General features: G+C 70.4%; 24 protein-coding genes and 1 tRNA gene. 17 read left to right on the forward strand and 8 right to left on the reverse strand.

What is annotated here, in order from left to right:
* Positions 1–145: 145 nt before the first annotated feature.
* Positions 146–229 (forward strand) — tRNA-Leu (locus FCI23_RS11875).
* Between the two features lie 229 nt (positions 230–458).
* On the opposite strand, the gene FCI23_RS11880 is transcribed toward FCI23_RS11875, so the two are convergent.
* Complete coding sequence (locus FCI23_RS11880) at positions 459–1,103, reverse strand: TetR/AcrR family transcriptional regulator (RefSeq protein WP_136723468.1); 645 nt, start codon at positions 1,101–1,103, stop codon at positions 459–461.
* A 182-nt stretch (positions 1,104–1,285) separates the two neighbouring features.
* Here FCI23_RS11880 and FCI23_RS11885 point away from each other — a divergent pair, with 182 nt between their 5' ends.
* Together FCI23_RS11885 and FCI23_RS11890 are read left to right on the forward strand one after the other, a co-directional pair.
* Positions 1,286–2,023, forward strand: a complete 738-nt coding sequence (locus tag FCI23_RS11885) for an SDR family oxidoreductase (RefSeq protein WP_136723469.1) — start codon at positions 1,286–1,288, stop codon at positions 2,021–2,023.
* Between the two features lie 220 nt (positions 2,024–2,243).
* Complete coding sequence (locus tag FCI23_RS11890; RefSeq protein ID WP_136723470.1) at positions 2,244–2,819, forward strand: TerD family protein; 576 nt, start codon at positions 2,244–2,246, stop codon at positions 2,817–2,819.
* 122 nt (positions 2,820–2,941) lie between these two features.
* Here the strand turns inward: FCI23_RS11890 and FCI23_RS11895 are convergent, their stop codons facing one another.
* On the reverse strand, positions 2,942–3,586 hold the full coding sequence (locus FCI23_RS11895; protein ID WP_136723471.1) for an FMN-dependent NADH-azoreductase: 645 nt from the start codon (positions 3,584–3,586) through the stop codon (positions 2,942–2,944).
* A gap of 134 nt (positions 3,587–3,720) precedes the next feature.
* Between FCI23_RS11895 and FCI23_RS11900 the strand changes: the two genes are divergently transcribed.
* The gene (locus FCI23_RS11900) at positions 3,721–4,131 is read left to right on the forward strand and encodes a winged helix-turn-helix transcriptional regulator (RefSeq protein ID WP_136723472.1); all 411 of its coding nucleotides are present in this window, start codon (positions 3,721–3,723) and stop codon (positions 4,129–4,131) included.
* Here FCI23_RS11900 and FCI23_RS11905 read toward each other — a convergent pair.
* The gene (locus FCI23_RS11905; RefSeq protein ID WP_136723473.1) at positions 4,056–4,556 is read right to left on the reverse strand and encodes a MarR family winged helix-turn-helix transcriptional regulator; all 501 of its coding nucleotides are present in this window, start codon (positions 4,554–4,556) and stop codon (positions 4,056–4,058) included. The genes FCI23_RS11900 and FCI23_RS11905 overlap by 76 nt on opposite strands.
* A gap of 115 nt (positions 4,557–4,671) precedes the next feature.
* Positions 4,672–7,248: an ATP-binding SpoIIE family protein phosphatase gene (locus FCI23_RS11910; protein ID WP_136723533.1), complete on the reverse strand. Its 2,577-nt coding sequence runs from the start codon at positions 7,246–7,248 to the stop codon at positions 4,672–4,674.
* A 342-nt stretch (positions 7,249–7,590) separates the two neighbouring features.
* Between FCI23_RS11910 and FCI23_RS11915 the strand changes: the two genes are divergently transcribed.
* The 3 genes from FCI23_RS11915 (at position 7,591) to FCI23_RS11925 (ending at position 10,455) form a co-directional block, all read left to right on the forward strand.
* Positions 7,591–8,979 carry a DUF2252 domain-containing protein gene (locus tag FCI23_RS11915; protein WP_136723534.1) on the forward strand — a complete coding sequence of 463 codons (1,389 nt, stop codon included), beginning with the start codon at positions 7,591–7,593 and terminating at the stop codon, positions 8,977–8,979.
* Between the two features lie 201 nt (positions 8,980–9,180).
* Positions 9,181–9,990 (forward strand): hypothetical protein, encoded by an 810-nt coding sequence (locus tag FCI23_RS11920; RefSeq protein WP_246143648.1) that lies wholly within the window; start codon positions 9,181–9,183, stop codon positions 9,988–9,990.
* Positions 9,991–10,122: 132 nt separating this feature from the next.
* Positions 10,123–10,455 carry a rhodanese-like domain-containing protein gene (locus FCI23_RS11925; protein WP_136723475.1) on the forward strand — a complete coding sequence of 111 codons (333 nt, stop codon included), beginning with the start codon at positions 10,123–10,125 and terminating at the stop codon, positions 10,453–10,455.
* 45 nt (positions 10,456–10,500) lie between these two features.
* Here the strand turns inward: FCI23_RS11925 and FCI23_RS11930 are convergent, their stop codons facing one another.
* Positions 10,501–11,595 (reverse strand): acyl-CoA dehydrogenase family protein, encoded by a 1,095-nt coding sequence (locus FCI23_RS11930; protein WP_136723476.1) that lies wholly within the window; start codon positions 11,593–11,595, stop codon positions 10,501–10,503.
* Between the two features lie 316 nt (positions 11,596–11,911).
* Here FCI23_RS11930 and FCI23_RS11935 point away from each other — a divergent pair, with 316 nt between their 5' ends.
* The 3 genes from FCI23_RS11935 to FCI23_RS11945 all read left to right on the forward strand — a co-directional run bounded on the left by FCI23_RS11935 (position 11,912) and on the right by FCI23_RS11945 (position 14,660).
* Complete coding sequence (locus FCI23_RS11935; RefSeq protein ID WP_136723477.1) at positions 11,912–12,505, forward strand: DUF5819 family protein; 594 nt, start codon at positions 11,912–11,914, stop codon at positions 12,503–12,505.
* Complete coding sequence (locus FCI23_RS11940) at positions 12,502–13,773, forward strand: HTTM domain-containing protein (protein WP_246143649.1); 1,272 nt, start codon at positions 12,502–12,504, stop codon at positions 13,771–13,773. The genes FCI23_RS11935 and FCI23_RS11940 overlap by 4 nt, the downstream gene beginning before the upstream one ends.
* A 116-nt stretch (positions 13,774–13,889) precedes the next feature.
* Positions 13,890–14,660, forward strand: coding sequence for a TrmH family RNA methyltransferase (locus tag FCI23_RS11945; RefSeq protein ID WP_136723478.1), 771 nt, complete (start codon positions 13,890–13,892; stop codon positions 14,658–14,660).
* A 76-nt stretch (positions 14,661–14,736) separates the two neighbouring features.
* Here FCI23_RS11945 and paaN read toward each other — a convergent pair whose 3' ends face one another.
* On the reverse strand, positions 14,737–16,419 hold the full coding sequence (gene paaN, locus FCI23_RS11950) for a phenylacetic acid degradation protein PaaN (protein WP_136723479.1): 1,683 nt from the start codon (positions 16,417–16,419) through the stop codon (positions 14,737–14,739).
* Positions 16,420–16,585: 166 nt separating this feature from the next.
* Between paaN and FCI23_RS11955 the strand changes: the two genes are divergently transcribed.
* Together FCI23_RS11955 and FCI23_RS11960 are read left to right on the forward strand one after the other, a co-directional pair.
* Positions 16,586–18,148: a 3-hydroxyacyl-CoA dehydrogenase gene (locus FCI23_RS11955; RefSeq protein ID WP_136723480.1), complete on the forward strand. Its 1,563-nt coding sequence runs from the start codon at positions 16,586–16,588 to the stop codon at positions 18,146–18,148.
* Positions 18,149–18,156: 8 nt separating this feature from the next.
* Positions 18,157–18,765, forward strand: a complete 609-nt coding sequence (locus tag FCI23_RS11960; RefSeq protein WP_136723481.1) for a TetR/AcrR family transcriptional regulator — start codon at positions 18,157–18,159, stop codon at positions 18,763–18,765.
* A 33-nt stretch (positions 18,766–18,798) separates the two neighbouring features.
* Here FCI23_RS11960 and FCI23_RS11965 read toward each other — a convergent pair whose 3' ends face one another.
* The gene (locus FCI23_RS11965; RefSeq protein WP_169316770.1) at positions 18,799–19,335 is read right to left on the reverse strand and encodes an Lrp/AsnC family transcriptional regulator; all 537 of its coding nucleotides are present in this window, start codon (positions 19,333–19,335) and stop codon (positions 18,799–18,801) included.
* Between the two features lie 159 nt (positions 19,336–19,494).
* Between FCI23_RS11965 and pdhA the strand changes: the two genes are divergently transcribed.
* Positions 19,495–20,622, forward strand: a complete 1,128-nt coding sequence (gene pdhA / locus FCI23_RS11970) for a pyruvate dehydrogenase (acetyl-transferring) E1 component subunit alpha (RefSeq protein WP_136723482.1) — start codon at positions 19,495–19,497, stop codon at positions 20,620–20,622.
* 17 nt (positions 20,623–20,639) lie between these two features.
* On the opposite strand, the gene FCI23_RS58200 is transcribed toward pdhA, so the two are convergent.
* Positions 20,640–20,873 (reverse strand): IS110 family transposase, encoded by a 234-nt coding sequence (locus FCI23_RS58200; RefSeq protein WP_211265288.1) that lies wholly within the window; start codon positions 20,871–20,873, stop codon positions 20,640–20,642.
* Positions 20,874–21,112: 239 nt separating this feature from the next.
* Between FCI23_RS58200 and FCI23_RS11980 the strand changes: the two genes are divergently transcribed.
* From FCI23_RS11980 to FCI23_RS11995, 4 genes are all read left to right on the forward strand, one after another.
* Complete coding sequence (locus FCI23_RS11980; RefSeq protein ID WP_136723483.1) at positions 21,113–22,126, forward strand: alpha-ketoacid dehydrogenase subunit beta; 1,014 nt, start codon at positions 21,113–21,115, stop codon at positions 22,124–22,126.
* Positions 22,126–23,760, forward strand: coding sequence for a dihydrolipoamide acetyltransferase family protein (locus FCI23_RS11985; protein WP_136723484.1), 1,635 nt, complete (start codon positions 22,126–22,128; stop codon positions 23,758–23,760). Before FCI23_RS11980 ends, FCI23_RS11985 begins: the two co-directional genes overlap by 1 nt.
* Positions 23,761–23,822: 62 nt before the next feature.
* On the forward strand, positions 23,823–24,722 hold the full coding sequence (locus FCI23_RS11990) for an NTP transferase domain-containing protein (protein WP_136723485.1): 900 nt from the start codon (positions 23,823–23,825) through the stop codon (positions 24,720–24,722).
* Positions 24,719–26,056 carry a molybdopterin molybdotransferase MoeA gene (locus tag FCI23_RS11995; protein ID WP_136723486.1) on the forward strand — a complete coding sequence of 446 codons (1,338 nt, stop codon included), beginning with the start codon at positions 24,719–24,721 and terminating at the stop codon, positions 26,054–26,056. Before FCI23_RS11990 ends, FCI23_RS11995 begins: the two co-directional genes overlap by 4 nt.
* Positions 26,057–26,102: the final 46 nt, after the last annotated feature.

Below are 26,102 nucleotides of genomic sequence, written 5' to 3' on the forward strand. Positions count from 1 at the left end.
GGTCAGGGGGGCGGTGTGTCGCGGTGGGAAACAGATGTGATTCCACCCTGAGCCGCGTGCTAATCTTCTGGATGTCGGGAGGCGCTCCCACACTGGTCGGACGGAGAGTCCGGCGGGTGTGTGGGAATCGAACGGCGACACCCATGCGCGGGTGGCGGAATAGGCAGACGCGCTGGATTCAGGTTCCAGTGCCCGAAAGGGCGTGGGGGTTCAACTCCCCCCTCGCGCACATAGAAGCACCATGGAAGGTGCCTCTCGCTGGTGACGGAAGTCACTGGTGAGGGGCACCTTTCCTTGTGTCGTCATGTGTCGTCAGCGGTGCTGACACCGTGCGCCCGCGGGGGCCCGGCCTCGGGTGAGGCCGGGCCGCACCGATAGGCGGCTCCGCCATCCGGCGTAGCGGCCACTGGGCGGTATCCCGCCGCAGGGCGCCGGGGGCGCGGCGGGAAGTCGGTCCCTCAGCCGTGGTCGGTCCCTGCGGCCTGGGCTTCAGGTGTACCCCGCAGAAGAGCCCGGCTGGCAGCCACAGCGAGATCTGCGATCGTGTCGATGCTCTCCTGACGGCGAAAGAATCCGTCCGAGTGGAGCGTGACGTATCCGTGGGCGGCCGCCACGTGCTGCCCCACCAGCGCCAGGGACGTTTCCGGGCCCTGGCCGGTGGCCTGCTGGGTCAGTTCCAGCAGCAAGTCCATCAGCCGCCGCCCCGCGTCGGCGAGAGCACGGTCCTGCAGCCGCTCCAGATCGGCGGCGAAGATGACGTCGAACCCGGCACCTCGGGTGCCCACGAACCGAACGTAGGCCCCGGCGGTCGCCGCGAACCGCTCAGCCGCGTCGTTCCCGGCGCGTTCCGCTGTCTGCCTGAACTGCTCCGCCAGTTCTGCGGCGGCCTGCGTTGCCACTGCGGCCATCAAGTGGTCACGGTCGGGAAAGTGCCGGTAAGGCGCCGCTGTGCTCACCCCGAGCTTGCGAGCTACCTGCGCTACGGAAAAGGCGGCCAGTCCCGATTCCGCGAGCAGCTCGAAACTGGCCTCGATCAGCGCCGCACGCAGCTCACCGTGGTGGTAACGGCCCCGCTGCGGCTGGCTTGCCGGACTCGTGGTCACGGACGCCTCCTGTCGAACTGGACGTGATAGCCCTCTTACCGTACCGTTGTGATAGGCCACTTACATGACTTTCGTGCCTGGTGGCATTGGCCGCGCCGGGTGGGTGTGCCCGCTGCTGCCGGGGCGGCGCTGGTCGGGAGGATGCAAACCTCCCGATCGCAGAGACTGGGAAGAGGAACTTCATGTCGGGAATCGAAGGCAAGGTCGTCGTCATCACGGGAGCGAGTAGCGGAATCGGTGAGGCGACTGCGCTTCTGCTCGCTGAACGCGGCGCGAAAGTCGTACTCGGGGCGCGCCGGTCGGACCGCCTTGAGGCTCTGGCGTCCCGTATCGCGGACATGGGCGGCGAAGCCGCCTTCGCGCGCACGGATGTGAGGCAGCGCAAGGACCTGTCCGAGCTCGTCGCATTGGCAGGTGAACGGTACGGCAAGCTTGACGCTCTCGTCAGCAATGCCGGTATTGGCCTAATTTCTCCCCTAGGCGAGCTGCGCGTCGAGGACTGGGAGGAGATGATCGATGTCAACCTCAAGGGCGTTCTGTACGGCATCGCCGCAGCGCTGCCTGTCTTCCGCAAGCAGGGCTTCGGGCATTTCGTCAACACCCTTTCCACGGCTGGGCTTCGCATCGTGCCGCTCCAGTCGGTCTATGCCGGTACGAAGAACGCCGTGCGCGCCATCTCCGAAGGTTTGCGCCAGGAGGCCGGCGATAAGCTGCGCGTGACAACCGTTTCGCCGGGCTTTGTCCACACTGACTTCGCGCAATCCATTTCAGATCCGGAGGCGAAGAACCAAATAATCGAGCAAATGCACAAGATCGCGATCCCGCCGGATGCGATCGCCCGCGCTATTGTGTTCGCGATTGAGCAGCCGGCCAATATCGATGTGGGCGAGATCGTTGTCCGTCCCACCGCGCAGGGTTGACCCGGGTTGTCACGCCCCCAGCGGGCGCGGCCCGTCGGTGCCCGACGTGTTGAGATCCCGCAGGTCCTCGGATCTGCGGGATCTTTTTTGTGCTGCACGTGGGTGACGGTCCGGCGGGTGTGATGTGGGCGGGAACCGGGGCGGGTACGTGCGCGTTGGAAGTGTTGGGCAAAGGAATCGTCAAGCGGCGCGGCCCGCGCCGGATTGAGCAGGGAGAGCCATGGGTGTCAGCCTTTCCAAGGGTGGCAATGTCTCGCTGACCAAGGAGGCCCCGGGACTGACCGCGGTCACCGTCGGTCTGGGCTGGGACGTGCGCACGACGACCGGGGCGGACTTCGACCTGGACGCCAGCGCGCTGCTGCTGGACACGAGCGGCAAGGTCGTCTCGGACAAGCACTTCGTGTTCTTCAACAACCTCAAGAGCCCGGACGGATCCGTCGAGCACACCGGTGACAACCTCACGGGTGAGGGTGAGGGCGACGACGAGCAGGTCAAGGTGAGTCTCGCCACTGTCCCCGCCGAGGTCGACAAGATTGTCTTCCCGGTGTCGATCTACGACGGCGAGAGCCGCCAGCAGAGCTTCGGCCAGATCCGCAACGCGTTCATCCGCGTGGTGAACCAGGCGGACAACAAGGAACTCGCACGCTACGACCTCACCGAGGACGCCTCGACAGAGACCGCCATGGTCTTCGGTGAGCTGTACCGCAATGGTGCCGAGTGGAAGTTCCGCGCGGTCGGCCAGGGGTACGCCTCCGGCCTGCGGGGCATCGCGCAGGACTTCGGCGTCACCCTCTGACCTGGCCGGCCGCGCCATCTGGCCGGCAGTACCAGCTGCAGCCGCCTACGGCGAGCGGCGCGGGAAGGGCCACCCGGCAGATATGTGCCGGGTGGCCCTTCCTTTTTGCAGGTGCCGGTCCGTCAGGCGACGCGGGCGGCGAGGGCCTTGGCCTTGTCGACCGCGTCCTCGTGGGCCTTGACCTTGGACGCCTCGAACAGCGGGATGAGCTCGGCCATGGCCGGGTTGGCCGGGGCCGCTGTCAGCTCGGGGACGATGAAGTGGACCTCCAGGCCCAGGAAGTCGCCGAGCAGCTTCTGCAGGTAGTTCTGGACGAACTCGAAGCTCTCGCGGGGGGTGCCCGGGGCGTAGGAGCCGCCACGGCTGGCCACAACGGTGACCGGGGTGCCGGCGGCTGAGGGCGTGTCACCCACGGTGCGGCCCGCGATGACCACGTGGTCCACCCACGCCTTCAGGGTGGAGGGGATGGCAAAGTTGTACATCGGGGCGCCGATCAGAACGGCGTCGGCCTGCTCCAGCTCGGTGGCCAGGGCGTCGCGCAGCGCGAAGGCGGCCGTCTGCTCCGGGGTGCGGTCAGCCGGGGCGACGAAGGCGGCGCTGGCGCCGTGGAGGTCCAGGTGCGGCAGCGGCTCGGCGGCGAGGTCGCGGTATATGACGGTGCCGTTCGGGTGCTGGGCCTCCCATTCCTTGCGGAAGGTGGTGGTCACGTCGCGGGAAGCGGAGCCCTGGGGGAAGACGGAGGAGTCGATGTGCAGCAGCGTGGGCATGAGGTGTCTCCATGTTCGGACCCCTGAGGGGCCGAGGGCTGGTCGGAGGGGGTAATGATTCGTACGTAGCTATTGATAACACAGGTGCTTACTTTTCTGCAGCTTCATGGCCGGAAGGCGGTAGTCTGTACCGCATGGGACAGCAGCGGGGGCAGCCCGGGCCGGAGAGCGAGCCTTGTGCGGGCGTGGATATCGCCCTGACTCGGGTCTTCGAACTACTCGGCAAGCGGTGGACGGGCCTGATCGTGGCCGTGCTCCAGCCTCGGGCGGTGCACTACGCCGATCTGCGCCGGTCGATTCCCCGGATCAGCGAGAGGATGCTGTCCGACCGGCTGGCCGAACTGGCAGAGGCCGGTCTGCTGGTTCGGGAGGTCGATTCGGGGCCGCCGCTTCGGGTCAGCTACCGGCTCACCGAGGCGGGCAGGGCGCTCGGACCGGCGCTGGAGGCGCTGGGGAAGTGGGCGGAAACCTATCTGCCGGGGGCGCTGCCCTGCCCCGGGGAGGCCGCAGCGGAGACCGCCGAGGAATCCTCGGGCGCCCTCTGATCGGCAGCGGCCTCGTTGAAGCTGACCAGGTACGACGCGAAGCGGTCGAGGTCGGCCTCGTCCCAGCCGGCGAAGCGCCCCCGGAACGCCTCACGGCGGGCGGCGGTGGCGGCGGCCAGCACCGCGGCGCCGGCCGGAGTGGGGTGCAGCACCTGCACCCGGTGATCACGCGGATCGGGACGGCGTTCGACGAAGCCGAGCTGCTCCAGGCCACTGACCTGGCGGCTCACCGTCGACTTGTCCAGGAGGAATTCGGCGGCGAGGTCGGTCGCGCGCGAGCCGGGACGGTCGTCGAGATGCGCGAGCAACGTGTACGACACCAGGGAGAGTTCCGGGTGCATACGCGCGGCGGCGGCTCGAGCCCGGCGAGCGAAAGCAGCCATCTCGCGCTGGATGGTCTCGACGGCCTCGTCCCGGTCTCCCATGGTTGCATCGTACAAGGGCGTGCGCTCGCGGGGTCGTGCGGCACGGGGCGAATGGCTCCTCTGGGCCACCGCCTTCGGGCCGCCCACCTCTGGGCCGCCCACCGCGAGGCCACCTCTAGGCGGCCGGCAACGCCAGCTCGAACCAGACGACCTTGCCGACGGCTTTGCGGCTGGTGCCCCAGCGCCGGGAGAGGTTGCTGACGAGGGCGAGGCCGCGGCCCTCCTCGTCGTGGGCGTCGGCGCGTCGTAGCTGGGGGAGATTGTGGTCGTCGTCGGTGACCTCGACGAGCAGTTTGCCGACCCGCATCAGGCGCAGCTCGACCTCGTGGGACCCGGCCCGCAGGGCGTTGGTCACCAGTTCGCTGACCAGCAGCTCGGTGAGGTCGGCGAGGCTTTGCGGCAGGTCCCAGGCGGCGAGTTGGGCGCGGGTGAGCTCGCGGGCTCTTCGGACCTCCCGGAAGTCCATTTTCAGCTTCCATTCGGCGACGTCCTCGGAGGGGATGCCCTGGAAGTTGGCGACCAGCAGCGCGACATCGTCGCCACGGTCGTCGTAGTGGACCCTGCTGAGGATCTGCTCGCAGACGTCCTCCGGGGTCTGCTGTGGCTCGATGACGTTGGAGCAGAGGGCGGCGAGCCCGGCGTCTATGCCCTGTCCGCGGACCTCGACGAGGCCGTCGGTGCACAACACCAGCCAGCTGCCGTCGGGGACCGGGATCTCGACGGTCTCGAAGGGGACGCCGCCGACGCCGATGGGAGCGCCCTTGGGGATCTGCAGCAGTTCGCTGCGGCCGTCGTGACGGGCGAGGACCGGCGGGATGTGGCCGGCATTGGCGAGGGTGAGCGAGCGGTGGATCGGGTCGTAGACGGCGTAGACGCAGGTGGCGAGGTGTTCGGCACCGAGGCGGTGGGCGAGGTTGTCCAGGTGGCGCAGGAGCTGGGCGGGCGGCAGGTCGAGGCCGGCCATGGTGATGACGGCGGTGCGGAACTGGCCCATGACGGCGGCGGAGAGCAGGCCGTGGCCCATGACGTCGCCGACGATCAGGGCGACCCGGCCGCCGGGGAGCTGGATGGCGTCGAACCAGTCGCCGCCGACCTGGGCCTGGCGGTCGCCGGGGCGGTAGTGGTGGGCGATGCGGACGCCGGGGATCTTCGGCGGGCGGGTCGGCATCATGCTGCGCTGGAGGGTGGCTGCGGCGCGGGACTCCAAGCGGTGCAGCCGGGCGTTGTCGAGGTGGACGGCGCCGCGGGAGACGACCTCGGCGGCGGTGGCGGCGTCCTTGGCGTCGAAGGGGAGCCGGCCGGGGTGGCGCAGGAAGCACATCCGGCCCAGGACGGTGCCGCGTGCGGTGAGCGGCATGACGATCAGGGAGCGGTCCGGGAGGAGCGGGCCCAGAGCGGGTACGCCCAGGTCGTCGGCGATGTCCTGGGCGATGGCGGGATCGATCACCGGGACGAGCAGCGGGTCGGCGAGGCGCGGGACGATCTCGTCGACCGCGAGCTGGATCAGCTCTCCCTCGGGGAGCGCGCTCTCCCAGAAGTCTCCGGGCGGGCCCGAGTGGGCGATGGCGACCCGGCGGGTGACGACGCTGTCGGAGGGGCGGTCGTCCTTGGGGGGCTCGTTGTCGGAGAAGAGCTGATCGACGATGAGGATGGCGGCGAAGTCCGCGAAGCGGGGGACGGTGACGGCGCACAGCTCCCGGGCGGTGGTGCCCAGGTCCAGGGTGGAGCCGACCTTGGCGCCGGTCTCGCGGAGCAAGGCGAGCTGCTCGTCGAGGGTGTGGCCGGGGGCGGGCGTGGCGTACTCCGCGAAGCCGTAGGGGGTGGGAGAGGCCAGGGCCCCTGTGCGCGGCCCGGGGAGGGCGCGGGGGTGGCCCACGCGGCTTTTGGCGCGGTTGGCGCCGGCGGGGCCCTCGTATTCGTACTCCTGTGGGAGAACGGGGAGCGGGAGAGCGCCGTCCACTTCCAGGACCGGATAGCCGAGCGCCGAGATCTGCCGCATGATCCTCTCGAGCCGGCCGGCGCTCACTCTGGGCAGTACGGAACCGAGCCGGGCGGCGAGGTGTTCGGCGTGCGCCGGGTCGGAGACCGGGGCGAGGCGGGGGGAGATATGTACGCCGGTGCGCGAGTGCGGATATCCCGGGCCGGAGGCCGGGGGAGCCTCGGGGGCGTACGGGAGCATCCGCTCGCCGAGCGCGATCCGCAGTCCGCCGGCGCGGAGGGGTTTGGCGTTGGCGGCGATGATGAGCAGGCTGCGGCCGGCCGGTTCCATGATCCGGTACGACCACCACAGGGCATCGCGGACGGTGCCGTCGCGGTCGATGGCGGCGAGGGACCCCGCCCAGGCGGACTGGGTCAGGTCGTCGAGGAGGTCGAGGGCGTCCTGGTCCTCGGCGGTGGTCGGCGTGGGGCGGGGGATGGGAAGCAGGCCGGAGGCACGCTGGCCGAAAACCCCTTCCCAGCGGTGGCCGAAGAGCTCCTCGGCGCCGCGGTTCCAGTAGGAGATGCGGCCGTCGGGATCCACGGAGAGGACTGCGAGGCGCAGTAATGCGGACACGCCGGTGAGAGCCAGCGGGGGCGCCGTGTCGGCTGCCGCCGGGGCCGGTGGGCCGACAGGGCCTGCTGGGTGGGTGAGCGGGCTTGCTTGGCTGCTTGAGTCGGCGGCTTCGTTGTCCAGTCGGCTGGGCCGGGTCATCTCGTCCAACGTCGGGCACCTGCGGTTCGGCGCTGAGGGGTTTCCAGGGTCTTCAGGCAAGCATGAAACATGGGACGAGGTCGGGTAAATAGCTAGATTGCCCTCCGATGGGGGTCGGGCCGCGGGTGGTTACCGACGAGTTATCCACAGGCTTCGGAGCAGCTGCCCCGCTTGTCGGCGGGGGCGGGTACCGTTTTCGTCAAGTCGATCAGCTGGATCGGTTCGATCGCCTGTGCGAAATCGTGTGGAGCTCCAGGGGAGCTCCACGGGGAGCTCAACGGACAGCTGTACGGGGAGCGTGACGGGGAGGGGTTCGTGGTGGGGCAACTCGTGGCGGAGCAGATGGATCAGAGGGTTCCGCAGGTGGCGGGGTTCGCGCGGTGGCCGCACGCCGGCTCACCGAAGGCGGAGGGCAGGGCGTTGCGGGAGCGGGTGCCGAGGGCATCGCACGCGCTCCTCGGGCCGGCGGACGGGAGGCCGGGCGCGGTCGAGTCCGTCGAGGCGTCGAGCGCCGGGCGCATCGCCGAGTTGGTGCCGCTTCGGGTGGGCCGGATGGCGGCGAGCCCCTTCGCCTTCCTGCGTGGTTCGGCGGGGCTGATGGCGGCCGATCTGGTCGGCACCCCCGTCACCGGGATCGGCGCGCAGATCTGCGGGGACGCGCACGCGGCGAACTTCGGGCTGTACGGGGACGCCCGGGGCGGCCTGGTCATCGACATCAACGACTTCGACGAGACCGCACACGGCCCCTGGGAGTGGGACCTCAAACGGCTGGCGGCCTCCCTGGTGCTCGCCGGACGAGAGGCGGGCGCCGGTGAGGACGTCTGCCGCCGGGCGGCGTTCGACGCGGTGGGCGCCTACCGGCACACCATGCGGCTGCTCGCCCGGCTGCCGGTGCTGGAGGCATGGAATGCCATCGCGGACGAGGAGCTGGTCGCGCACGCCGACGCACGGGACTTGATCGGCACACTGCGCCAGGTATCGGCCAAGGCTCGCAAGAACACCAGTGCCAAGTTCGCTGCCCGGGCCACTGAAGCGGCACCTGGCGGGGGCAGGAGGTTCACCGACGCGCGGCCGGTGCTGCGGCGGGTGCCGGACGCCGAGGCGGCGGCCGTCGCCGGGTCGCTGGAGGGGTATCTGGCCACGGTGGCGGAGGACCGGCTGCCGCTCCTCGCCCGGTACGCGGTGCACGATGTGGCGTTCCGAGTGGTCGGCACTGGGAGCGTCGGCACCCGGTCGTATGTGGTGCTGCTCCTGGACCACCTGGAGGAGCCGCTGGTGCTCCAGGTGAAGGAAGTACGCGCCTCGGCGCTCGAGCCCTATCTGGCCAAGGCCGGCTTCGACGTGCCGGTCGTCGAGCACGAGGGCCGGCGTGTGGTGCTGGGCCAGAAGCGGATGCAGGTCGTGAGCGACATCCTGCTCGGCTGGGCCACCATCGACGGCCGGCCTTTCCAGGTGCGGCAGTTCCGCAACCGTAAGGGCAGCGTCGACCCGGCGGCCCTGGAAGCCGGGCTGATGGACGAGTACGCGCGGATGACCGGTGCGCTGCTCGCCCGGGCGCACGCCCACAGCGCTGACCCCCGGCTGATCGCGGCGTACTGCGGCAAGAGCGAGGAGCTGGACGAGGCGGTCGCGTCCTTCGCGGGGGCGTACGCGGACCGCACGGAGGCGGACCACACAGAGCTGGCCGCGGCGGTGCGAAGTGGCCGGATACCGGCCGAGCTGGGAATCTGAGTCCTGCGGACCGCGGCCCGGGTGCGGTCGGCAGCGGGCTGCGGCGCCATGGGCGGCCGTGCTCTCACCGGGTGCGTGGCGGCCGGTTCGGGACCTGGCTCTTGCGGAGGCGGGGGCAGCGGGGACGGCAGAGCGGTCGGGTACCGGCCCTGAGATCCCGGTAGCGTGCCGCAGGCGCTGAGCCTCTCGTAGGCTGTGCCGGTGACGAACTCCTCCGGAACCAATGCGGACGCAGGCCCACAGGAGCGCCTGGCGCGGGCTGTGCGCGCCGCTGAGCAGGCGCTGATCGAGTTCGAGATCGCGGTGGAGACCTACCGGGTCGAGGTGGAGAACTTCTCCCGGCTGCACCACCAGAAGCTCGGCCCGATGTACGCACGGCTCGACGAACTGGACGCACTGATCGCGGAGGCGGTCGCTGCGAACAGCGGCGACCGGGAGGACATCAAGCGGGCCTGGGAGGCGCGGGCCATGGTGATGCCCATGCCGGGGATCGAGGAGCTCTTCGGGGGGATGCTCGGCTCCGACGGGGTCCGGCCCGTCGAGGACCCGAATCCGCCGCGCCGGGTGCGCCCCGGTAAGGAAGCGCAACGGCTCTACCGCGAGCTGGCCCGCAAGGCCCATCCGGACCTGGCGCAGGACGAGGACGAGAAGAAGCGCCGCAGCGAGTTCATCGCGCGGGTCAACGAGGCGTACGCGTACGCCGATGAGGAGCGGCTGCGCCAACTCTCCGCCGAGTGGGAGGCGGGTCCCGCGGTCGAGGAGGAACTGCCGAGCGAGGCCGAGGTGCTGTACGCGCGGCTGGAGTGGCTGGCCGAGCGCAAGGAGAAGCTCGCCGCGATCGCCGCCGACCTCGAGGGCAGCGCCATCGGGCAGATGATGAGGCTGGCGCCGGACGACCCGGACGGGCTGCTGAACGAGATCGCCGAGAACCTGCTCAACCAGGTCGCGCACCGCGAGGCCCGGCTGGAGGCGCTGGTCCACTCGCAGGAGGGGCCTCCCCGCGACGAGTGACCTGCCGGGATCTTCTCGGGTCCTGCTGGGCGGGCTGTTCCTGCTCGTGCGGTGTCCTGCGGAGGCTGCGCGTGGCGGGCTGCGGCTCAGGTACGTTCGGGGGGTACACCATGTCGTCAAGGAGGCCAGCTCATGTTTCACGCCCAGCTGCCTGCGGTGGATGCCGCGGCCGTGCCGTCCGACGGGTTCCTGCTGGACGTCCGGGAGGACGACGAGTGGACCGCCGGGCATGCCGAGGGTGCGCTGCACATCCCCATGGGCGAGGTCGTGGCCCGGTCCGGTGAGCTGCCGGCGGACAAGCGGGTGCATGTGGTGTGCCGGGTCGGCGGACGGTCCGCGCAGGTCGCGCAGTATCTGATCGCGCAGGGTGTCGACGCGGTGAACGTGGATGGCGGAATGCTGGGCTGGGAAGCCGCCGGGCGCCCTTTGGTCGCCGACGCGGACGGCCAGGCGTTCGTGCTTTGAGGGCCTGACCGGCGGCTGCGGCCGATACGGGCGGCCGGACAGGCCCTAGGCCTGGGCGGCGAGCAGATCGCCCAGAACCTCCTCGTGGGCGGCGGCGGGTCCCAGCGACAGCTCCAGATGCTTGGCCCAGGCGTGATAGCGGTGCAGCGCGTAGTCGGTGTCCGCGCCGAAGCCGCCGTGGAGGTGCTGGGCGGTCTGCACGACCCGTCGTACGCCGTCCGAGGCCCACATCTTGGCCACAGACACGTCCAGGGGGTGCAGCCGCCAGGCGGCCTGCCAGAGGGTGACCTCCATGGCCCGGAGGTCGATGTAGCGGTCGGCGGACTGCATGGCGACGGCCTGGAAGCTGGCTATGGGGTGCCCGAACTGCTCGCGCTTGCTGGCGTAGTCGCTGGTCATACGCAGTACGGCGGTGCCGAGCCCGAGGGCGAGCGCGCAGGTGCCGGTGGCGAGGAGATCGCGGAGGTGATTCCAGGCGCCGTCGGCGGTGATCACGTCGGTGGCCGGGACATGGACGCCGTCGAGCCGCACTTCGGCGAGCCGTTCGCCACTGGTGGAGACCTGCTCCGCCAGGGTGACGGCCTCGCGGGGCACCAGCGCGACGAGGGTGCGGCCCTCGGGGGTATGCGCCGGCACCAGGATGTGGTCGGCATGCTGGGCCCAGGGGACGGCGGTCTGTATGCCGTCGAGTACCTGGTCCGGGCCCTCCGGGCGGGCCTGGACGGCGAGCTCGGCCGCGTCGTGGCCGGTGCGGCCGGCGGCGGCGACGGTGAGGACGAGTGCGCCGCGTGTGACGTCGGGCAGCAACCGGGAGCGCAGGGCGGCGGGGCCGTAGGACTGCACCGTCAGCGCGGCGGCGCAGGTCTCCAGGAGCGGGACGCGGGCGAGCACCGCGCCGGCCTCGCGCAGCACCAGGCAGAACGCGACCGTGTCGAGGCCGGCCCCGCCGTACTCCTCGTCCAGGACCAGGCCCAGCAGGTCGGCGGCGGCGAGCTGCCCCCACAGCCGGCGGTCGAAGTCGGCGGCGACAGCCCCGGCGGTGAGTGCCGGGCTCGGCACATCGTCCGGGGACGTGCCGGAGAAGACCGCCCGCGCTGCCTCTACGGCGGCCAGCTGTTCCTCGCTGAAGCTGAAATCCATGGTCCTGTCCTCCCGCGACATTTACTGACGGTCAGTCAGATTAGGTGTGCGGGGCGGCGAAGTACACAGATAAGCCGGTTGGCTGTACTGACGCTGTGAGGCATGAGTACCGTTCCGTGCGGAACGGCACACGGGGACGAGGAGCGGAAGCGACATGGAGCCACCCGAGGAGACGACGGTACGGCCGGGCGGTGGCCCACAACCGGACAGCACGGACAGCACGGGTGGCACTGACGGCACGGACGGCGCGGAGGGTGCCCGCGGTACGGACGGGGAGGATACCGGAGGGGCCGTTACAGACGTAGGTGCCCTTTCGGTGCCCTCGCGCGTCGCGGTCGCGCTGGCCGTGGCCGTCGTCACGGTCGGCGTAGCGGTCCACCTCACCATGGTGTTCCTGCACGTGGCGCCGCAGAACACCCTCAGCAAACAGCACGGCAATCTGGTCGCCGACTACATCTACCCCGAGTTCGAGCAGAACTGGAAGCTCTTCGCCCCCAACCCGCTGCAGCAGAACATCCACGTCTGGGCCCGCGCCGAGGTCCGCAAGGGAGACGGGAACACCGAGACGACTGGCTGGGTCGATCTGACCGCGATGGACATCGCCGCCATCCGCCACAACATCGCCCCCAGCCACGCCCAGCAGAACGAGCTGCGCCGAGCCTGGACCTTCTACACCCAGACACACGGCGAGCAGAACAAGGCGATCGGCTTGCGGGGCCTGCTCAGTGAGCAGTACGTCCGGCGGATCGTGGAGAGGCGTTTTGGTCCCCGGCTCAACGGCGGGGACGTCGAGCGGGTCCAGGTCCGAACCGGGACCACCGCTGTCGCCGCGCCCGTCTGGAGCGGCGAGAAGACCGATACCAGGACCTCCTTCCAGGTCCTGCCGTGGTGGACGGTGAGCGGCGCATGACCGGACAGACCAGCGTTCCCTCCTCCGCTGCCTCTCCTTCCCCCGCCCCCTCCCCCTTCGCCGGGCTGGCAGGCAGGATCGAGGCCGGGGTCAGCTCAGGCCTCGCCCGTATGACCGGCACTGCGGTCGGCCCGTACCAGACAGCGGTCATCCGCATCGGCTTTTCGCTGACCTGGCTGCTCTTCCTGCTGCGCGAATGGCCGCACCGCGCCGAGCTCTACGGCCCGGACGGCCCGTTCAGCTGGGACATGGCGCACCAGCTGACCGCCGACAACGGCGCCTTCAGCGTGCTGATGTGGACCGACAGCCGGGTCTGGTTCGAGTTCGTCTACGGGGCCGCGATCGTCGCGAGCGCGCTGCTGCTGGTGGGGTGGCGGACCCGTACGTCCTCGTTGTTGTTCATGATCGGCGTGCTGTCGCTGCAGAACCGCAGCGTCTTCATCGGGGACGGCGGGGACAACGTCATCCACCTCATGGCGATCTACCTGGTCTTCACCCGGTGCGCCCAGGTGTGGTCCCTGGACGCCCGGCGCACAGCTCGCGCGCAGGACGCTCTGCCGGACAAAGGGAAGGACCCCGTCGGCGTCGTCCTGTGGGCGGTGCTGGGTGCGGCGCTGCTGTTGGTGACGGCGCTGGGGCTCTTGAGCGGGGGCTGGGCCGCGATCTTCTTCGGTTTCTGGGTCGCGCAGGCCGCCTGGTGGGTCGTACGGCGGTACACACCCGGCGAGCCCCGGACCGTGCTCGACATCTTCGCCAACCTCGCGCACAACGGCGCCCTGCTGGTGATCATCGTCGAGGTCTGCCTGATCTACGCCACCGCCGGCTGGTACAAGATCCAGGGCTCCCGCTGGCAGGACGGCACCGCGCTCTACTATCCGCTCCATCTAGATGACTTCAGCCCCTGGCCCAACCTGTCGCACGCCATGGCGAGCAGCGGCCTCATGGTGATGGTCATCACCTACGGCACGGTAATCGTGCAGGTCGCCTTCCCTTTCACCCTTTTCAACCGCCGGGTGAAGAATTGCCTGCTTGTGCTGATGATGGCCGAACATGCCTCGATCGCCGTGGTGCTCGGGCTGCCCTTCTTCTCGCTCGCCATGATCACCGCCGACGCCATCTTCCTGCCCACTGGTTTCCTGCGCTGGGCCGGCGACCGGCTCTACGGTTCGGTACGACTTCGCCGGCGGCGGCCAACCGCCGAGGCCGGGCCCGATCCGAAACTGCCTCAGCCCGCCGCCGAGCCTGCCCCCTCCGATCTCGTGCGATGAGCACCGTGAGCACCGCGAGCACCACGAGCACCACGGCACGCAGCCCCCGGTTCCGGCTGGGGCTGTAGCTCCAACTGGCGGATCTTGTCCGCTCCGGTGGGCCGTAGGCTGAGATCGTGAGCGATGACGAGGCCGAAACCGCTGTGCGGCAGTGGCGCGAGACCGCCCCTGACGCTGTATTGCTGGATGGTTTCCACGCGCTCAAACACGCACTGCGCTTCGGCGCGGATGTGCGTCTGGCGGTCACCAGCGACAAACAAGCCGTGTTGGGTCTCGCCGCAGAACTGGCCGACGATCTGACGGATGTGCTCAGTGACTCCGTCATTGAGGTTCCGGCACCCGTCCTGCGGGATCTGGTGCCCCGGGTTCACCCGACAGCAGTAGCCGCGCTGGCGTTCCGGCCCAGTGCTCGGGCCACCTTGGACACCCTGTCCAAGGTGCCCCGCCAGTCCCCCATCGTCCTACTGGACAACCCTCGCAACCTTGGCAATGTGGGGGCTGTGGTCCGGTTGGCCGCTGGATTCGGGGCCACGGGCGTAGTGACGACCGGCGACATGAACCCATGGCACCCGAACGTCGTCCGTGCTGGTGCGGGGCTCCACTACGCTACGGCTGTGGAGCGGCTGTCCCTTGCTGACTTGCCGCCCGGCCCGCTTTACGTTCTGGATCCGGAAGGGCAGGACATCAGGTCCGTAGCGATCCCCGATGATGCGCTGATGGCCTTCGGCTCCGAGCGCCACGGGATCTCACCGGAGCTGCGGAGCCGGGCGACCACGCTGGTGGCCCTCCCCATGCGGCCACAGGTGTCCAGCTACAACCTTGCCACCAGTGTGGCCATGGCTCTGTTCCACTGGGGAGGACCAGCCCCGATGCCCATGCCTTCCTGACCAATCAGTACCAATCAGTTGCCGCAGGCCCCGGGCCACCTGCTTGCTGCGCGGGCCTGAGCAGACCTACGCGAGGCTACGCAGGCCTGCGAACCTCGATCACCCGGAATCGGTTCGCGACAAACGCGCCGTCGCACAGGGCCGCATTCGCCGCCGGGTTGCCGCCGGAGCCGTGGAAGTCGGAGAAGGCGGAGGTCTGGTTGACATAGACGCTGCCGGTGAGGTTGAGCGACAGCTGGGCGGACTCCTCGAAGCAGGCGTCTTCCAGCAGCCGTTCCACCTCAGGGGAGGTGGTGTAGGCGCCGACCGTCATCGCGCCCTTCTCACGCACCGTGCGGCGCAGCAGATCTACCGCGTCCGCAGTGGAATCCACCGCCACGGCGAAGGAGACCGGCCCGAAGCATTCGGACATGTATGCCGCTTCGTCGTCCGGCTTGGCTCCGTCCAGCTTGACGATGACCGGGGTGCGGACCATGGCGTCGGGGAAGTCGGGGTGGGGCACCGTGCGCGAGGCGAGGGCCACCTCGCCCAGGGAGGGGGCGGAGTCCAACCGGGCTTTGACATCGGGGTTGACCAGAGCGCCCAGCAGAGCGTTCGCGCGAGCGTCGTCGCCGAGCAGCCCGTCCACGGCTGCCGCGAGGTCCCTCACGACCTCGTCGTAGGTCTTGGGCCCGGCGTCGGTCTGGATGCCGTCGCGGGGGATGAGGAGATTCTGCGGGGTGGTGCACATCTGGCCGCTGTAGAGGGACAGGGAGAAGGAGAGATTGGCCAGCAGGCCGCGATAGTCGTCAGTGGAGTCGATCACCACTGTGTTGACCCCGGACTTCTCCGTGAAGACCTGGGCCTGGCGGGCATTGGTCTCCAGCCAGTCCCCGAAGGCGGTCGAGCCGGTGTAGTCGATGATGCGCACTTCGTCGCGCAGGGCCAGGGTCTTGGCGAGCCCTTCGCCGGGCTGCTCGGAGGCCAGAGCCACCAGATCGGGGTCGTAGCCGGCCTCGGCGAGCACCTCACGGGCGATGGCGACCGTGAGGGCGAGCGGCAGTACGGCACGGGGATGCGGCTTGACCAGCACCGGATTGCCGGTGGCCAGGGAGGCGAAGAACCCGGGGAGCCCGTTCCAGGTCGGGAAGGTGTTGCAGCCGACGAGCAGCGCGATGCCGCGCGGCACGGGGGTGAACGTCTTGCGCAGCCGGATGGGCTCCCGTTTGCCCTGCGGTTTGGTCCAGTCGGCGGTGTCCGGGGTGCGGGTCTGCTCCGCATACGCGTAGGCGACGGCCTCCAGACCGCGGTCCTGGGCGTGTGGGCCGCCTGCTTGGAAGGCCATGGTGAACGCCTGGCCGGAGGTGTGCATCACAGCGTGCGCGAACTCGTGCGAGCGGGCGTTGATGCGGGCCAGGATCTCGAGGCAGAGCATGGCCCGGGTGTCGGGGCCGGCGTCGCGCCAGGCCGGGACGGCGGCGCGCATCGCGGGGAGCAGCACATCGGGATCGGGGTGCGGATACTCCACGCCGAGCTCGATGCCGTACGGCGAGACCTCGCTGCCGGTCCAGCTGTCTGTGCCGGTTTGGTCGAGCAGGGGCTGGAAGGGGTGCCCGAGGAGGGCGTCGAAGGCGGCTTTGCCGGCCTCTCCGTCACCGTAGGCCTTGGGGTGTTCGGGATAGGGGGACCAGAAGTCGCGGGTACGGATTGCGGTGAGCGCCTTGTCCAGCGTCTCGCGATGCCGTTCGATCAACGGGGCAGCGGTGAGATCGGCAGCCATGGGCCAACTCCTCGTCGAGCTGGGCGGTGGGTGGGCAGTGGGGGCGGTACTGGGCGGTTGGGGTGTGCAATACCGCTAGATTAACCGAATGTTCGGTCGGTTCAAGAGGACTGGCCGGGCCTGTGGATAACGACCTGTGGATAACTCGGAGGAAGGCAGCGTTCAGATGACCGCGATCGACCCGGGCAGCACCGTAGCTGTCGTCGGCACCGGCACGATGGGCCAGGGAATTGCCCAGGTCGCCCTGGTCGCCGGGCATTCCGTACGGCTGTATGACGCCGCTCCCGGCCGTGCCGAGCACGCGGCCAGGAGCATCGCCGCGCGCCTCGACCGGCTGGTGGGCAAGGGCACGTTGGACGCCGCCGAGCGGGACGCGGCATGCGGTCGGCTCAGTGCCGCGGAGAAGCTCGTGGACCTTGAGGGCGCCGAGCTTGTGGTGGAGGCGATTCTGGAGGATCTCGGCGCCAAGCAGCAGGTCTTCTCGGCCCTGGAGACCGTCGTCGCCGACAGCTGTCTGCTCGCCACCAACACCTCTTCCCTCCCGGTCACCGCCGTCGCCGGGGCGCTGCGCCGTCCGGGCCGTTTTGTCGGTCTGCACTTTTTCAATCCGGCGCCGCTGCTGCCGCTCGTCGAGGTTGTCTCCGGCCACGCCACCGAGGAGAGGGCCGTCACGGCGGCGTACGAGACGGTCGCCGCCTGGGGCAAGATCCCGGTCCGTGCCGCCGACATGCCCGGTTTCATCGTCAACCGTGTCGCCCGCCCGTTCTACGCGGAGGCTTTCCGCCTCTATCAGGACCGGGCCGCTGATCCGGCCACGATCGACGCGGTGGTACGCGAGTGCGGCGGTTTCAGGATGGGGCCCTTCGAACTCACTGACCTGATCGGCCAGGATGTGAACGAGGCTGTCACCCGTTCGGTGTGGCAGTCGTTCTTCCACGACCCGAAGTTCGCCCCGTCGCTCGCGCAGCGGCGGCTGGTGGAGTCGGGGAGGCTGGGCCGGAAAACGGGGCGCGGCTGGTACGTGTACGAGGGCAAGGAGGGGGCGGCGGCGGAACGCCCGCTGCCGCGCACGGCTCCGCCGGAGAGTCCGCCGGCCGAAGTGGTGCTGAGCGGTGACCTCGGTCCGGCCGAGGAGCTGACCGGGATGATTCGTGAGGCCGGGATCAAGGTGTCGTCCAGCCATGAACCGTCCGAGCGGCACGGTGCCGTCCTGCTGCCGGACGGCACTCGGCTGGGGCTCACCGGGGGACGGATGGCGGCCCAGGAAGCCCCGGTGCGCCAGATCCTCTTCGATCTCGCCCTCGACTACCGCGCCGCCACACGGATCGCTCTCGCGCCGTCCAATGTCGTCGAACCCCGCTCGCTGGCGATGGCGGTAGGCCTCTTCCAGGCGCTGGGCATGCAGGTCAGCGTCATCGAGGACACACCTGGCCTGATTGTCGCGCGGACGGTCGCGATGCTCGTCGACCTCGCGGCGAATGCCCTGGCGCAGGGCGTCGCCTCGCAGTCGGACATCGACAAGGCCATGCGGCTCGGAGTGGGTTACCCGATGGGGCCGCTGGAATGGGGCGAGCGGCTCACCGCCAGGTGGGTGAGTGACTTTCTCCGGGGGATGCATGGGGAATGCCCGGACGGCCGCTATGCGCCGTCGCTCCTGCTGCGGCGTTGCGCCGCTACTGGGCGCCCGTTGCGGCACCGGGCGGCGGTCGGACAGCCGTTCGTTGGATAATCATGGTCATGGCGCAGAGCGGCAACGAGACCCCGGTCCCCAAGAGGTACACCTACACCCCCGAATCGCTGCTCGCCGTCGCCGTGGAGGTCTTCAATGAGCGTGGCTACGACGGCACCTCCATGGAGCACCTCTCACGCGCCGCCGGGATTTCCAAGTCGTCGATCTACCACCATGTCCGGGGTAAGGAGGAGCTGCTCCACCGGGCCGTCAGCCGCGCCCTGGACGGGCTTTTCGGCATCCTGGAGGAGCCGGGGGCACACCGGGGCCGGGCGGTCGAGCGGCTGGAGTATGTGACCCGTCGTACCGCTGAGGTGCTGATGACGGACCTGCCGTATGTGACCCTGCTGCTGCGCGTACGCGGGAACACCGACACGGAGCGGTGGGCGATGGGGCGCCGCCGGGAGTTCGACCAGCGGGTCACCGACCTGCTGGAGGCGGCGGCCGGGGAGGGGGATCTCCGTGCGGATGTGGATCTGCGGCTGGCGACCCGGCTGCTCTTCGGGATGATCAACTCGATGGTGGAGTGGTACCGGCCCGAGGCCGGTGGGGCATCCGCCGTGGAGCAAGTCGCGGACGTGGTGGTGCGGCTGGCCTTCGACGGGCTGCGTAAGTAGACCGCTGCGTCAGACCGGCGCCGGGCCGCCGGGTCAGTCGCCGACCACGCGATCGGTCTCCTCGAAGACCAGCAGCGTCCGGCTGCTCAGCACTTCGGGGATCGCCTGGAGCCGGGTCAGGACGAGCTCGCGCAGGCTGCGGTTGTCGGGGGTGTGCACCAGCATCAGTACGTCGAAGTCGCCGCTGACCAGGGCGATGTGGGCGACACCGGGCAGGTCGGTGAGCTTGTCGCGGACGGTGCGCCAGGAGTTCTGCACGATCTTGAGGGTGATGTACGCGGATGCCCCCTGGCCTGCTCTTTCGTGGTCGACGCGGGCGGTGAAGCCGCGGATGACACCGTCGTCGATGAGCCGGTTGATACGGGCATAGGCATTGGCGCGCGATACGTGCACGCGGTCGGCCACGGAGCGTATCGAGGCGCGGCCGTCCTCTTGGAGCAGCCGCAGGATGGCGCGGTCGATGGAGTCCAGCGGACGTCCCGGCTGCCCAGATGGTTCTGCGGGTTCCGACGGCTCCGCTGATGGGTTGGCCGTTTGTTCATTTGTCACGCCCCCGAGCCTCCCTAGCATGGACGTACTGATCCCATCTCAGGGTGTGGAGAACCGTTTGTCCACAGGCGGAAAGCACCTGTAGCCAAAATGCCTCCTCCGACCGAACAATCGGTGGAAGAGCGATACCCGCTCTGCCCTTTGATAATTCGGACACCTGTCCAAGAGGAGGTGCTCGCGATGACAGTCGTGGACCAGCCCGTCTGGCGCCCCCGCACCGATGCCGGGCCGCTGCTGCCCGACCCCGAGCCATACCGGCTGCTCGGCACTCCAGCCGCCCGCGAGCTCGATCCCGGGCTGCTGACCGAGCTGCACGTACAGCTGCTGCGCGGCCGCCGCTACAACCGGCAGGCCACCGCCCTCACGAAGCAGGGCCGTCTCGCCGTCTACCCCTCCAGCACCGGCCAGGAGGCCTGCCAGATCGCCGCCGCGCTCGCCCTCCAACCGCAGGACTGGCTGTTCCCCAGCTACCGCGACACCCTCGCCGTCGTCGCCCGCGGTGTCGACCCCGTCCAGGCCCTCACCCTGCTGCGCGGCGACTGGCACAGCGGCTACGACCCGCACCAACACCGCGTCGCCCCGCTCTCCACCCCTCTGGCCACCCAGCTGCCCCACGCTGTCGGCCTGGCCCACGCCGCCCGCCTCCGGGGCGACAGCGTCGTCGCGCTCGCCATGGTCGGGGACGGCGGCACCAGTGAGGGCGACTTCCACGAAGCGCTCAACTTCGCCGCCGTATGGCAGGCGCCGGTCGTCTTCTTCGTACAGAACAACGGCTTCGCCATCTCCGTACCGCTCGCCAAGCAGACCGCCGCGCCGTCCCTCGCCCACAAGGCCGTCGGCTACGGCATGCCGGGCCGGCTGGTGGACGGCAATGACGCCGCCGCCTTGCACAAGGTCCTCGGAGACGCCCTGCGACACGCCCGGGAAGGCGGCGGCCCGACGCTTATTGAGGCCGTCACCTACCGGATCGATGCACACACCAACGCCGACGACGCAACCCGCTACCGGGACGACGCCGAGGTCGAGGCCTGGCACCAGCATGACCCGATCGCCCTGCTCGAACGGGAGTTGCGCGAGCGCGGGCTGTTCGACGAGCCGTCGGTACGGGCCGCCGAGGAAGCCGCCGAGCGGATGGCGGCCGATCTGCGGGACCGGATGAACCAGGATCCGCTCCTGGACCCGCTGGAACTCTTCTCGCATGTGTACGCGGAGCCGACTCCCCAGCTCCGTGAACAGGCCGCCATGCTGCGCGCCGAGCTGGCCGCCGAGGAGGAGTCCGCCGAGGGACTTGACGAGGTGCGGTCATGAGTTTCCTGAGTCGACCTCTATGCCGCCAAGGGCGCCTCAGCGGTCGTGTCGATCTTGCCGTTGGCTTGGTGGGTGGCGGGGTCGTAGCAGGTTCCGTCGCGCCAGCAGGCCCACATCACGCGCAGCCTGGCCAGGGTCGCGGCGAACCCCTCCTCGGTCTGGGCCAGTTCCCACCGGTCGATGCGCTTGCCGGTCTCGTCCATGACCGTCACGTCATGGGTCTCGGTCGCCCAGTCCCATCCGACGAACACGAAGGTCGTACTCCTGTGGCTCTGAAGGAGCACCTGCTCGGGGGTGAGGACGTCTGCCGGGAGCTCATTAATCGGCCCTCTGCGGGGCGTGTCCCTGAAGCCGATCAGACGGCCTCGGTCCGGCGGGGCTGGCGGAACTCATGCTGGCCGTCGAACGGCTCGCACTACTGGCCATGCACCCACCGGGACCGAGAGGTCACAACCCTACCGAAGAGGGCTGCAGAAGGGATGGTCCTCTAATGAGCACCGCCGTCGCAGCCGGGCGCAGACCCGCCACGATGGCGCACGCGCTCAACCGCGCGTTGCGCGACGCCCTCGCCGACGATCCGGCCGTCCACCTGCTCGGCGAGGACATCGGCACGCTGGGCGGTGTCTTCCGCATCACCGACGGCCTCGCCCAGGAGTTCGGCGACAGCCGCTGTACGGACACCCCACTCGCCGAGGCCGGCATCCTCGGCACCGCGGTCGGCATGGCGATGTACGGGCTGCGGCCGGTCGTCGAGATGCAGTTCGACGCCTTCGCCTATCCCGCCTTCGAACAACTCGTCAGCCATGTCTCCCGGATGCGCAACCGCACCCGGGGAGCGGTGCCGCTGCCTATTGTGGTTCGAATCCCCTACGGCGGCGGCATCGGCGGTGTCGAGCACCACAGCGACTCCTCCGAGGCGTATTACACGCACACCCCCGGCCTCCATGTCGTCACCCCGGCGACCGTCGCCGACGCCTATGGGCTGCTGCGTGCCGCCATCGCCTCCGACGACCCCGTCGTCTTCCTGGAGCCGAAGCGGCTCTACTGGTCGAAAGCCGACTGGGCCGCCGACGCGCCCGAGGCTGTGCCGCCCATAGGACGCGCCGTAGTGCGGCGCACCGGGCGAGCCGCCACCCTCATCACGTATGGGCCGTCCCTGCCCGTCTGTCTGGAGGCCGCCGAAGCGGCGCTCGCCGAGGGCTGGGACCTTGAGGTCGTCGACCTGCGCAGCCTTGTGCCCTTCGACGACGACACGGTCGCCGCGTCCGTACGCCGCACCGGGCGCGCCCTGGTCGTGCACGAGGCGAGCGGCTTCGGCGGCGCCGGGGCGGAAATCGCGGCCAGGGTCACCGAGCGCTGCTTCCACCATCTTGAGGCCCCGGTCCTGCGGGTCACCGGCTTCGACATCCCCTATCCGCCGCCCATGCTGGAGCGGCACCATCTGCCCGGCGTGGACCGGATCCTCGACGCCGTCGCCCGGCTGCAGTGGGAGGAGGGCCCGTGATGGCCGTAGTCCGCGAATTCGTCCTCCCGGACTTGGGAGAAGGGCTCACCGAGGCCGAGATCGTGCGGTGGCTGGTGCAGACAGGCGATGTCGTCGCCGTCGACCAGCCGGTCGTCGAGGTCGAGACCGCCAAGGCGGTGGTCGAGATCCCGTGCCCCTACGGCGGTGTCGTCACCGCGCTCTTCGGCGACGCCGGTGAGGAGATCCTGGTCGGCCGCCCGCTGCTGACCGTCGCGGTCGGGCCCCAGGAGCCGGCCGCCTCCGGCGAGGAGCGGCCGGGCGTCGCGGGTCCAGCGGCCGAGGGCTCGGGCAATGTGCTGGTCGGCTACGGCACGGCCGCGCCGGGTGCCAGGCGGCGCCGGGTCCGGCCGGACCGGGCCGGAGGCGCTGCGGCGGCTGCCGGACCGGGTTCCGGGGCCGGGGCTCGGCGGCCGCCGGTGCGGTCCGGCGGGGTGTCCGGCGCAGAGTCCGGTATGCCCGCGCCGGATGACCCGGCAGAGCCCGGTCGTCAGCGGCCGGAGGTCTCCGCCATGCCTGCCGCAGCCGCCGGCCAGGAAGGCGGCCATGAGGGCGCCGGGGACGGCCCCGTGGCAGTCATCTCGCCGCTTGTGCGGCGGATCGCACGAGAACACGGCGTCGACCTGCGGACGCTGGCCGGCACAGGTCCGGAGGGGCTCATCCTGCGCGCGGATGTCGAGCGTGCCGTCGCCGAAGCCTCGGCGTGGGCGTACAGCAGCCGCGCCTCGACGACGGTCCACCGGAATCCGGCGGACGAGGCGCGAGAGGTGCGACTCGATGGCCTCGCACCGGAGGCAGCCCCGCCCTGGGTGCCCTCAAGGCGGTCCGGGCAGTCCGGACCCGTGGACGGACCCGTAGACACGGAGCAGGCCGCGCCGGGCGGCGCCGGGGCCGCAGCCGGGCTGCCCGGCGGAGCGCCGGGTGCCGTCGGGGCACGGATACCGCTACGCGGGGTCCGTGGCGCCGTCGCAGCGAAGCTGTCGCGCAGCCGGCGCGAGATCCCGGACGCGACCTGCTGGGTGGACGCCGACGCGACCGACCTGCTGGCAGCGAGGGCCGCGATGAACGCCGGGGCCGGGCCGAAGGTCTCGGTGCTCGCCCTCCTGGCGCGGATCTGCGCGGCGGCGCTGGCGCGGTACCCCGAGCTCAATTCGACCGTCGACAGCGAGCGGAACGAGATCGTACGGCTGCCGGCGGTGCATCTGGGATTCGCGGCACAGACGGAACGCGGGCTGGTCGTGCCGGTGGTAAGGGACGCCCACGCGCGGACCACGGATGGGCTGTCGGCCGAGATCGGGCGGCTTACCGAGGCCGCCCGGACGGGCAGCCTCAAACCGGCCGAGCTGACCGGTGGCACCTTCACCCTCAACAACTACGGAGTTTTCGGGGTGGACGGCTCGACGCCGATCATCAACCACCCAGAGGCCGCGATGCTCGGCTTCGGCCGAATAGCCCCCAAACCCTGGGTGCACCAGGGCGAGCTGGCCGTCCGGCAGGTCGTCCAGCTGTCACTCACCTTCGACCACCGGGTCTGCGACGGGGGCACGGCGGGCGGCTTCCTGCGCTTCGTCGCCGACTGCGTGGAGCAGCCGGCCATGTTGCTCCGGGCGGTGTGAGAGGGCCCCGCCTGAGGCGGCGGCGCTCTCCGAAATGCCGGCGGGTAGGCGATACTCCGGGCATGACTTCGGAGCCGTACGACGCCGTCGTCCTGGCAGGCGGCGCCGCCAAGCGCCTCGGCGGGGCGGACAAACCGGGCCTGCCGGTCGCAGGGCGGGCGATGGTGGAGCGGGTCCTTGACGCCTGCGCGGGCGCTGCGGTGACAGTGGTCGTGGGGCCACGACGGGCCATCGGACGGCCCGTCGTATGGGCCCGTGAGCAGCCGCCGGGCGGCGGGCCGCTGGCGGCGCTGGCGGCCGGGCTGCGGAAGGTGACGGCGGATACGGTGCTGGTATTCGCGGCCGACCTGCCGTTTCTGACCCGTACGACGGCTCTGGCGCTGCGTGCCGTACTGCGCGAGCCTCACGACGGTGCCGTGCTCACCGATGCCGACGGCCGGGACCAGCCGCTCACGGCCGTCTACCGCACGGCCGCGCTGCGCCGCGGACTCGCGCTGATCGCCACCGAGCACGGCACCGTGGCGGGCCTGCCGCTGCGGCTGCTCACCGCCGAGCTGGCGCTGTACCGGCTGCCGGATCCGACCGGCAGCGCCTCTTTCGACTGCGACACCTGGGACGACCTTTCTGCGGCCCGGGCACGGATCAGGGAGCATGGACACGTGTTGGATGAATGGATCGCAGCGGCCAAGGCCGAACTCGGTATCGACCTCGATGTCGACACCTCCGTCCTGCTGGACCTCGCTCGGGACGCCGCGCACGGCGTCGCCCGCCCCGCCGCTCCGCTGACCACCTTCCTGGTCGGTTATGCGGCTGCGCTGGCCGGAGGCGGTCCGGAGGCGGTGGCGGATGCCTCTCGCAAGGCCGCGGCGCTCGCTGTCGCCTGGGGCAAGGAGGCGCAGGACTCCGCCGGTCCTGATACCGCCACCGGCGCTGGGGGCGGGGGCGGGACCCCGGCCGGATGACCAGGCAGCCCGCTGCCCGTCTCACGCCTGCGGCGGCACCCGACACCGCCCACCCGGCCACCAGGAACCCGGGGCCGAGGCCTGATCCCGGGCGGGGACAAGAGCATGGTCCGGGGCACGGGCACGGGCACGGGCCTGGGCATGACGTCGGCTGGGCGGAGGCTTGCACAATCGCGCGTACGGCCGGACGGCCGTTGGCGGGCGTCGTCCGGCCGTTGGCCGAGGCGGCGGGATATGCGCTGGCGGCGCCGGTGCGGGCGCTCGCGGATTTGCCCTCGTTCGACACGTCGGCGATGGACGGGTGGGCCGTGGCCGGGCCGGGGCCGTGGCGGCTGAAGGGGCAGTTGCTGGCGGGGCACGACCTGGGCGAGCCGCTGGCGCAGGGGCATGCGATCCGGATCGCGACTGGGGCGGCGCTGCCGCCGGGGGCCATGGCGGTGGTTCGGCGGGAGCATGGCCGTACGGAGGCCGGCAAGGGCGGGGAGCTGCTGTTTTCCACACATGGAGAGCCGCCGGCCGGTCAGGATGTGCGCCCCCGGGGTCAGGAGTGCCGGGAGGGGGACGAGCTGCTTGCCGCAGGCGCTCTGGTGACCCCCGCGGTGCTGGGTCTTGCCGCTGCGGCGGGGTACGACGAGCTGCTGGTGACCGCCCGGCCCCGGGTCGAGGTGCTCGTACTCGGCGATGAGCTGCTGGACGAGGGCCTGCCCGGGGCCGGGCGGGTCAGGGACGCGCTGGGCCCGCTGCTGCCGCCCTGGCTGAGCGCGCTGGGCGCGGATGTGACGGCCACCCGGCGGCTGGTCGACGACGCCGACGTGCTGTACGAGGCGATCGAGGCGTCCACCGCCGACGTGGTCGTCACCACTGGCGGCACGGCGGGTGGCCCGGTGGACTTTGTGCACCCTGTGCTGGAGCGGATCGGCGCCAAGCTGCTCGTCGACGGTGTCGCGGTGCGCCCCGGGCACCCCATGCTGCTGGCCGCGCTGCCGGGCGGCGGCCATCTGGTGGGCCTGCCCGGCAACCCTCTCGCCGCTGTGTCGGGCGTGCTCACCCTGGCCGCACCCCTGCTCCGTACCCTTGGCGGACGCTCGGACCCGGTCCCGTACGCGGCGCCGCTGGGTGCGGATGTGGCGGGGCATCCGAACCACACGCGGCTTGTGCCGGTGGTGCTCGGGGAAGGGCCTTCGGTGACCGCTTTGCGCTTCCACGGGCCGGCCATGCTGCGCGGTATCGCCGCCGCCGACGGTATGGCGGTGATCCCGCCCGGCGGCGCGGTCACCGGTGCCGAGACCGTGGTGCTCGACATGGCCTGGGGGAGTGGCGGGACCTTTCCGTAGCCGTACGGCCGTAGCCGTACGGCCACGACGTACGGCGGTTGATTCC

Source organism: Actinacidiphila oryziradicis, assembly GCF_005047355.1.
Lineage (GTDB): Bacteria > Actinomycetota > Actinomycetes > Streptomycetales > Streptomycetaceae > Actinacidiphila > Actinacidiphila oryziradicis.

Excerpts from the sequence above, each read along its gene's own strand:
- FCI23_RS11885 (WP_136723469.1), top strand. The coding sequence starts at position 1,286 with ATGTCGGGAATCGAAGGCAAGGTCGTCGTCATCACGGGAGCGAGTAGC.
- FCI23_RS11890 (WP_136723470.1), top strand. The coding sequence starts at position 2,244 with ATGGGTGTCAGCCTTTCCAAGGGTGGCAATGTCTCGCTGACCAAGGAG.
- FCI23_RS11895 (WP_136723471.1), bottom strand. The coding sequence starts at position 3,586 with ATGCCCACGCTGCTGCACATCGACTCCTCCGTCTTCCCCCAGGGCTCC.
- FCI23_RS11900 (WP_136723472.1), top strand. The coding sequence starts at position 3,721 with ATGGGACAGCAGCGGGGGCAGCCCGGGCCGGAGAGCGAGCCTTGTGCG.
- FCI23_RS11905 (WP_136723473.1), bottom strand. The coding sequence starts at position 4,556 with ATGGGAGACCGGGACGAGGCCGTCGAGACCATCCAGCGCGAGATGGCT.
- FCI23_RS11910 (WP_136723533.1), bottom strand. The coding sequence starts at position 7,248 with ATGACCCGGCCCAGCCGACTGGACAACGAAGCCGCCGACTCAAGCAGC.
- FCI23_RS11915 (WP_136723534.1), top strand. The coding sequence starts at position 7,591 with ATGGATCAGAGGGTTCCGCAGGTGGCGGGGTTCGCGCGGTGGCCGCAC.
- FCI23_RS11925 (WP_136723475.1), top strand. The coding sequence starts at position 10,123 with ATGTTTCACGCCCAGCTGCCTGCGGTGGATGCCGCGGCCGTGCCGTCC.
- FCI23_RS11930 (WP_136723476.1), bottom strand. The coding sequence starts at position 11,595 with ATGGATTTCAGCTTCAGCGAGGAACAGCTGGCCGCCGTAGAGGCAGCG.
- FCI23_RS11940 (WP_246143649.1), top strand. The coding sequence starts at position 12,502 with ATGACCGGACAGACCAGCGTTCCCTCCTCCGCTGCCTCTCCTTCCCCC.
- paaN (WP_136723479.1), bottom strand. The coding sequence starts at position 16,419 with ATGGCTGCCGATCTCACCGCTGCCCCGTTGATCGAACGGCATCGCGAG.
- FCI23_RS11955 (WP_136723480.1), top strand. The coding sequence starts at position 16,586 with ATGACCGCGATCGACCCGGGCAGCACCGTAGCTGTCGTCGGCACCGGC.
- FCI23_RS11960 (WP_136723481.1), top strand. The coding sequence starts at position 18,157 with ATGGCGCAGAGCGGCAACGAGACCCCGGTCCCCAAGAGGTACACCTAC.
- FCI23_RS11965 (WP_169316770.1), bottom strand. The coding sequence starts at position 19,335 with ATGCTAGGGAGGCTCGGGGGCGTGACAAATGAACAAACGGCCAACCCA.
- pdhA (WP_136723482.1), top strand. The coding sequence starts at position 19,495 with ATGACAGTCGTGGACCAGCCCGTCTGGCGCCCCCGCACCGATGCCGGG.
- FCI23_RS11980 (WP_136723483.1), top strand. The coding sequence starts at position 21,113 with ATGAGCACCGCCGTCGCAGCCGGGCGCAGACCCGCCACGATGGCGCAC.
- FCI23_RS11985 (WP_136723484.1), top strand. The coding sequence starts at position 22,126 with ATGGCCGTAGTCCGCGAATTCGTCCTCCCGGACTTGGGAGAAGGGCTC.
- FCI23_RS11990 (WP_136723485.1), top strand. The coding sequence starts at position 23,823 with ATGACTTCGGAGCCGTACGACGCCGTCGTCCTGGCAGGCGGCGCCGCC.
- FCI23_RS11995 (WP_136723486.1), top strand. The coding sequence starts at position 24,719 with ATGACCAGGCAGCCCGCTGCCCGTCTCACGCCTGCGGCGGCACCCGAC.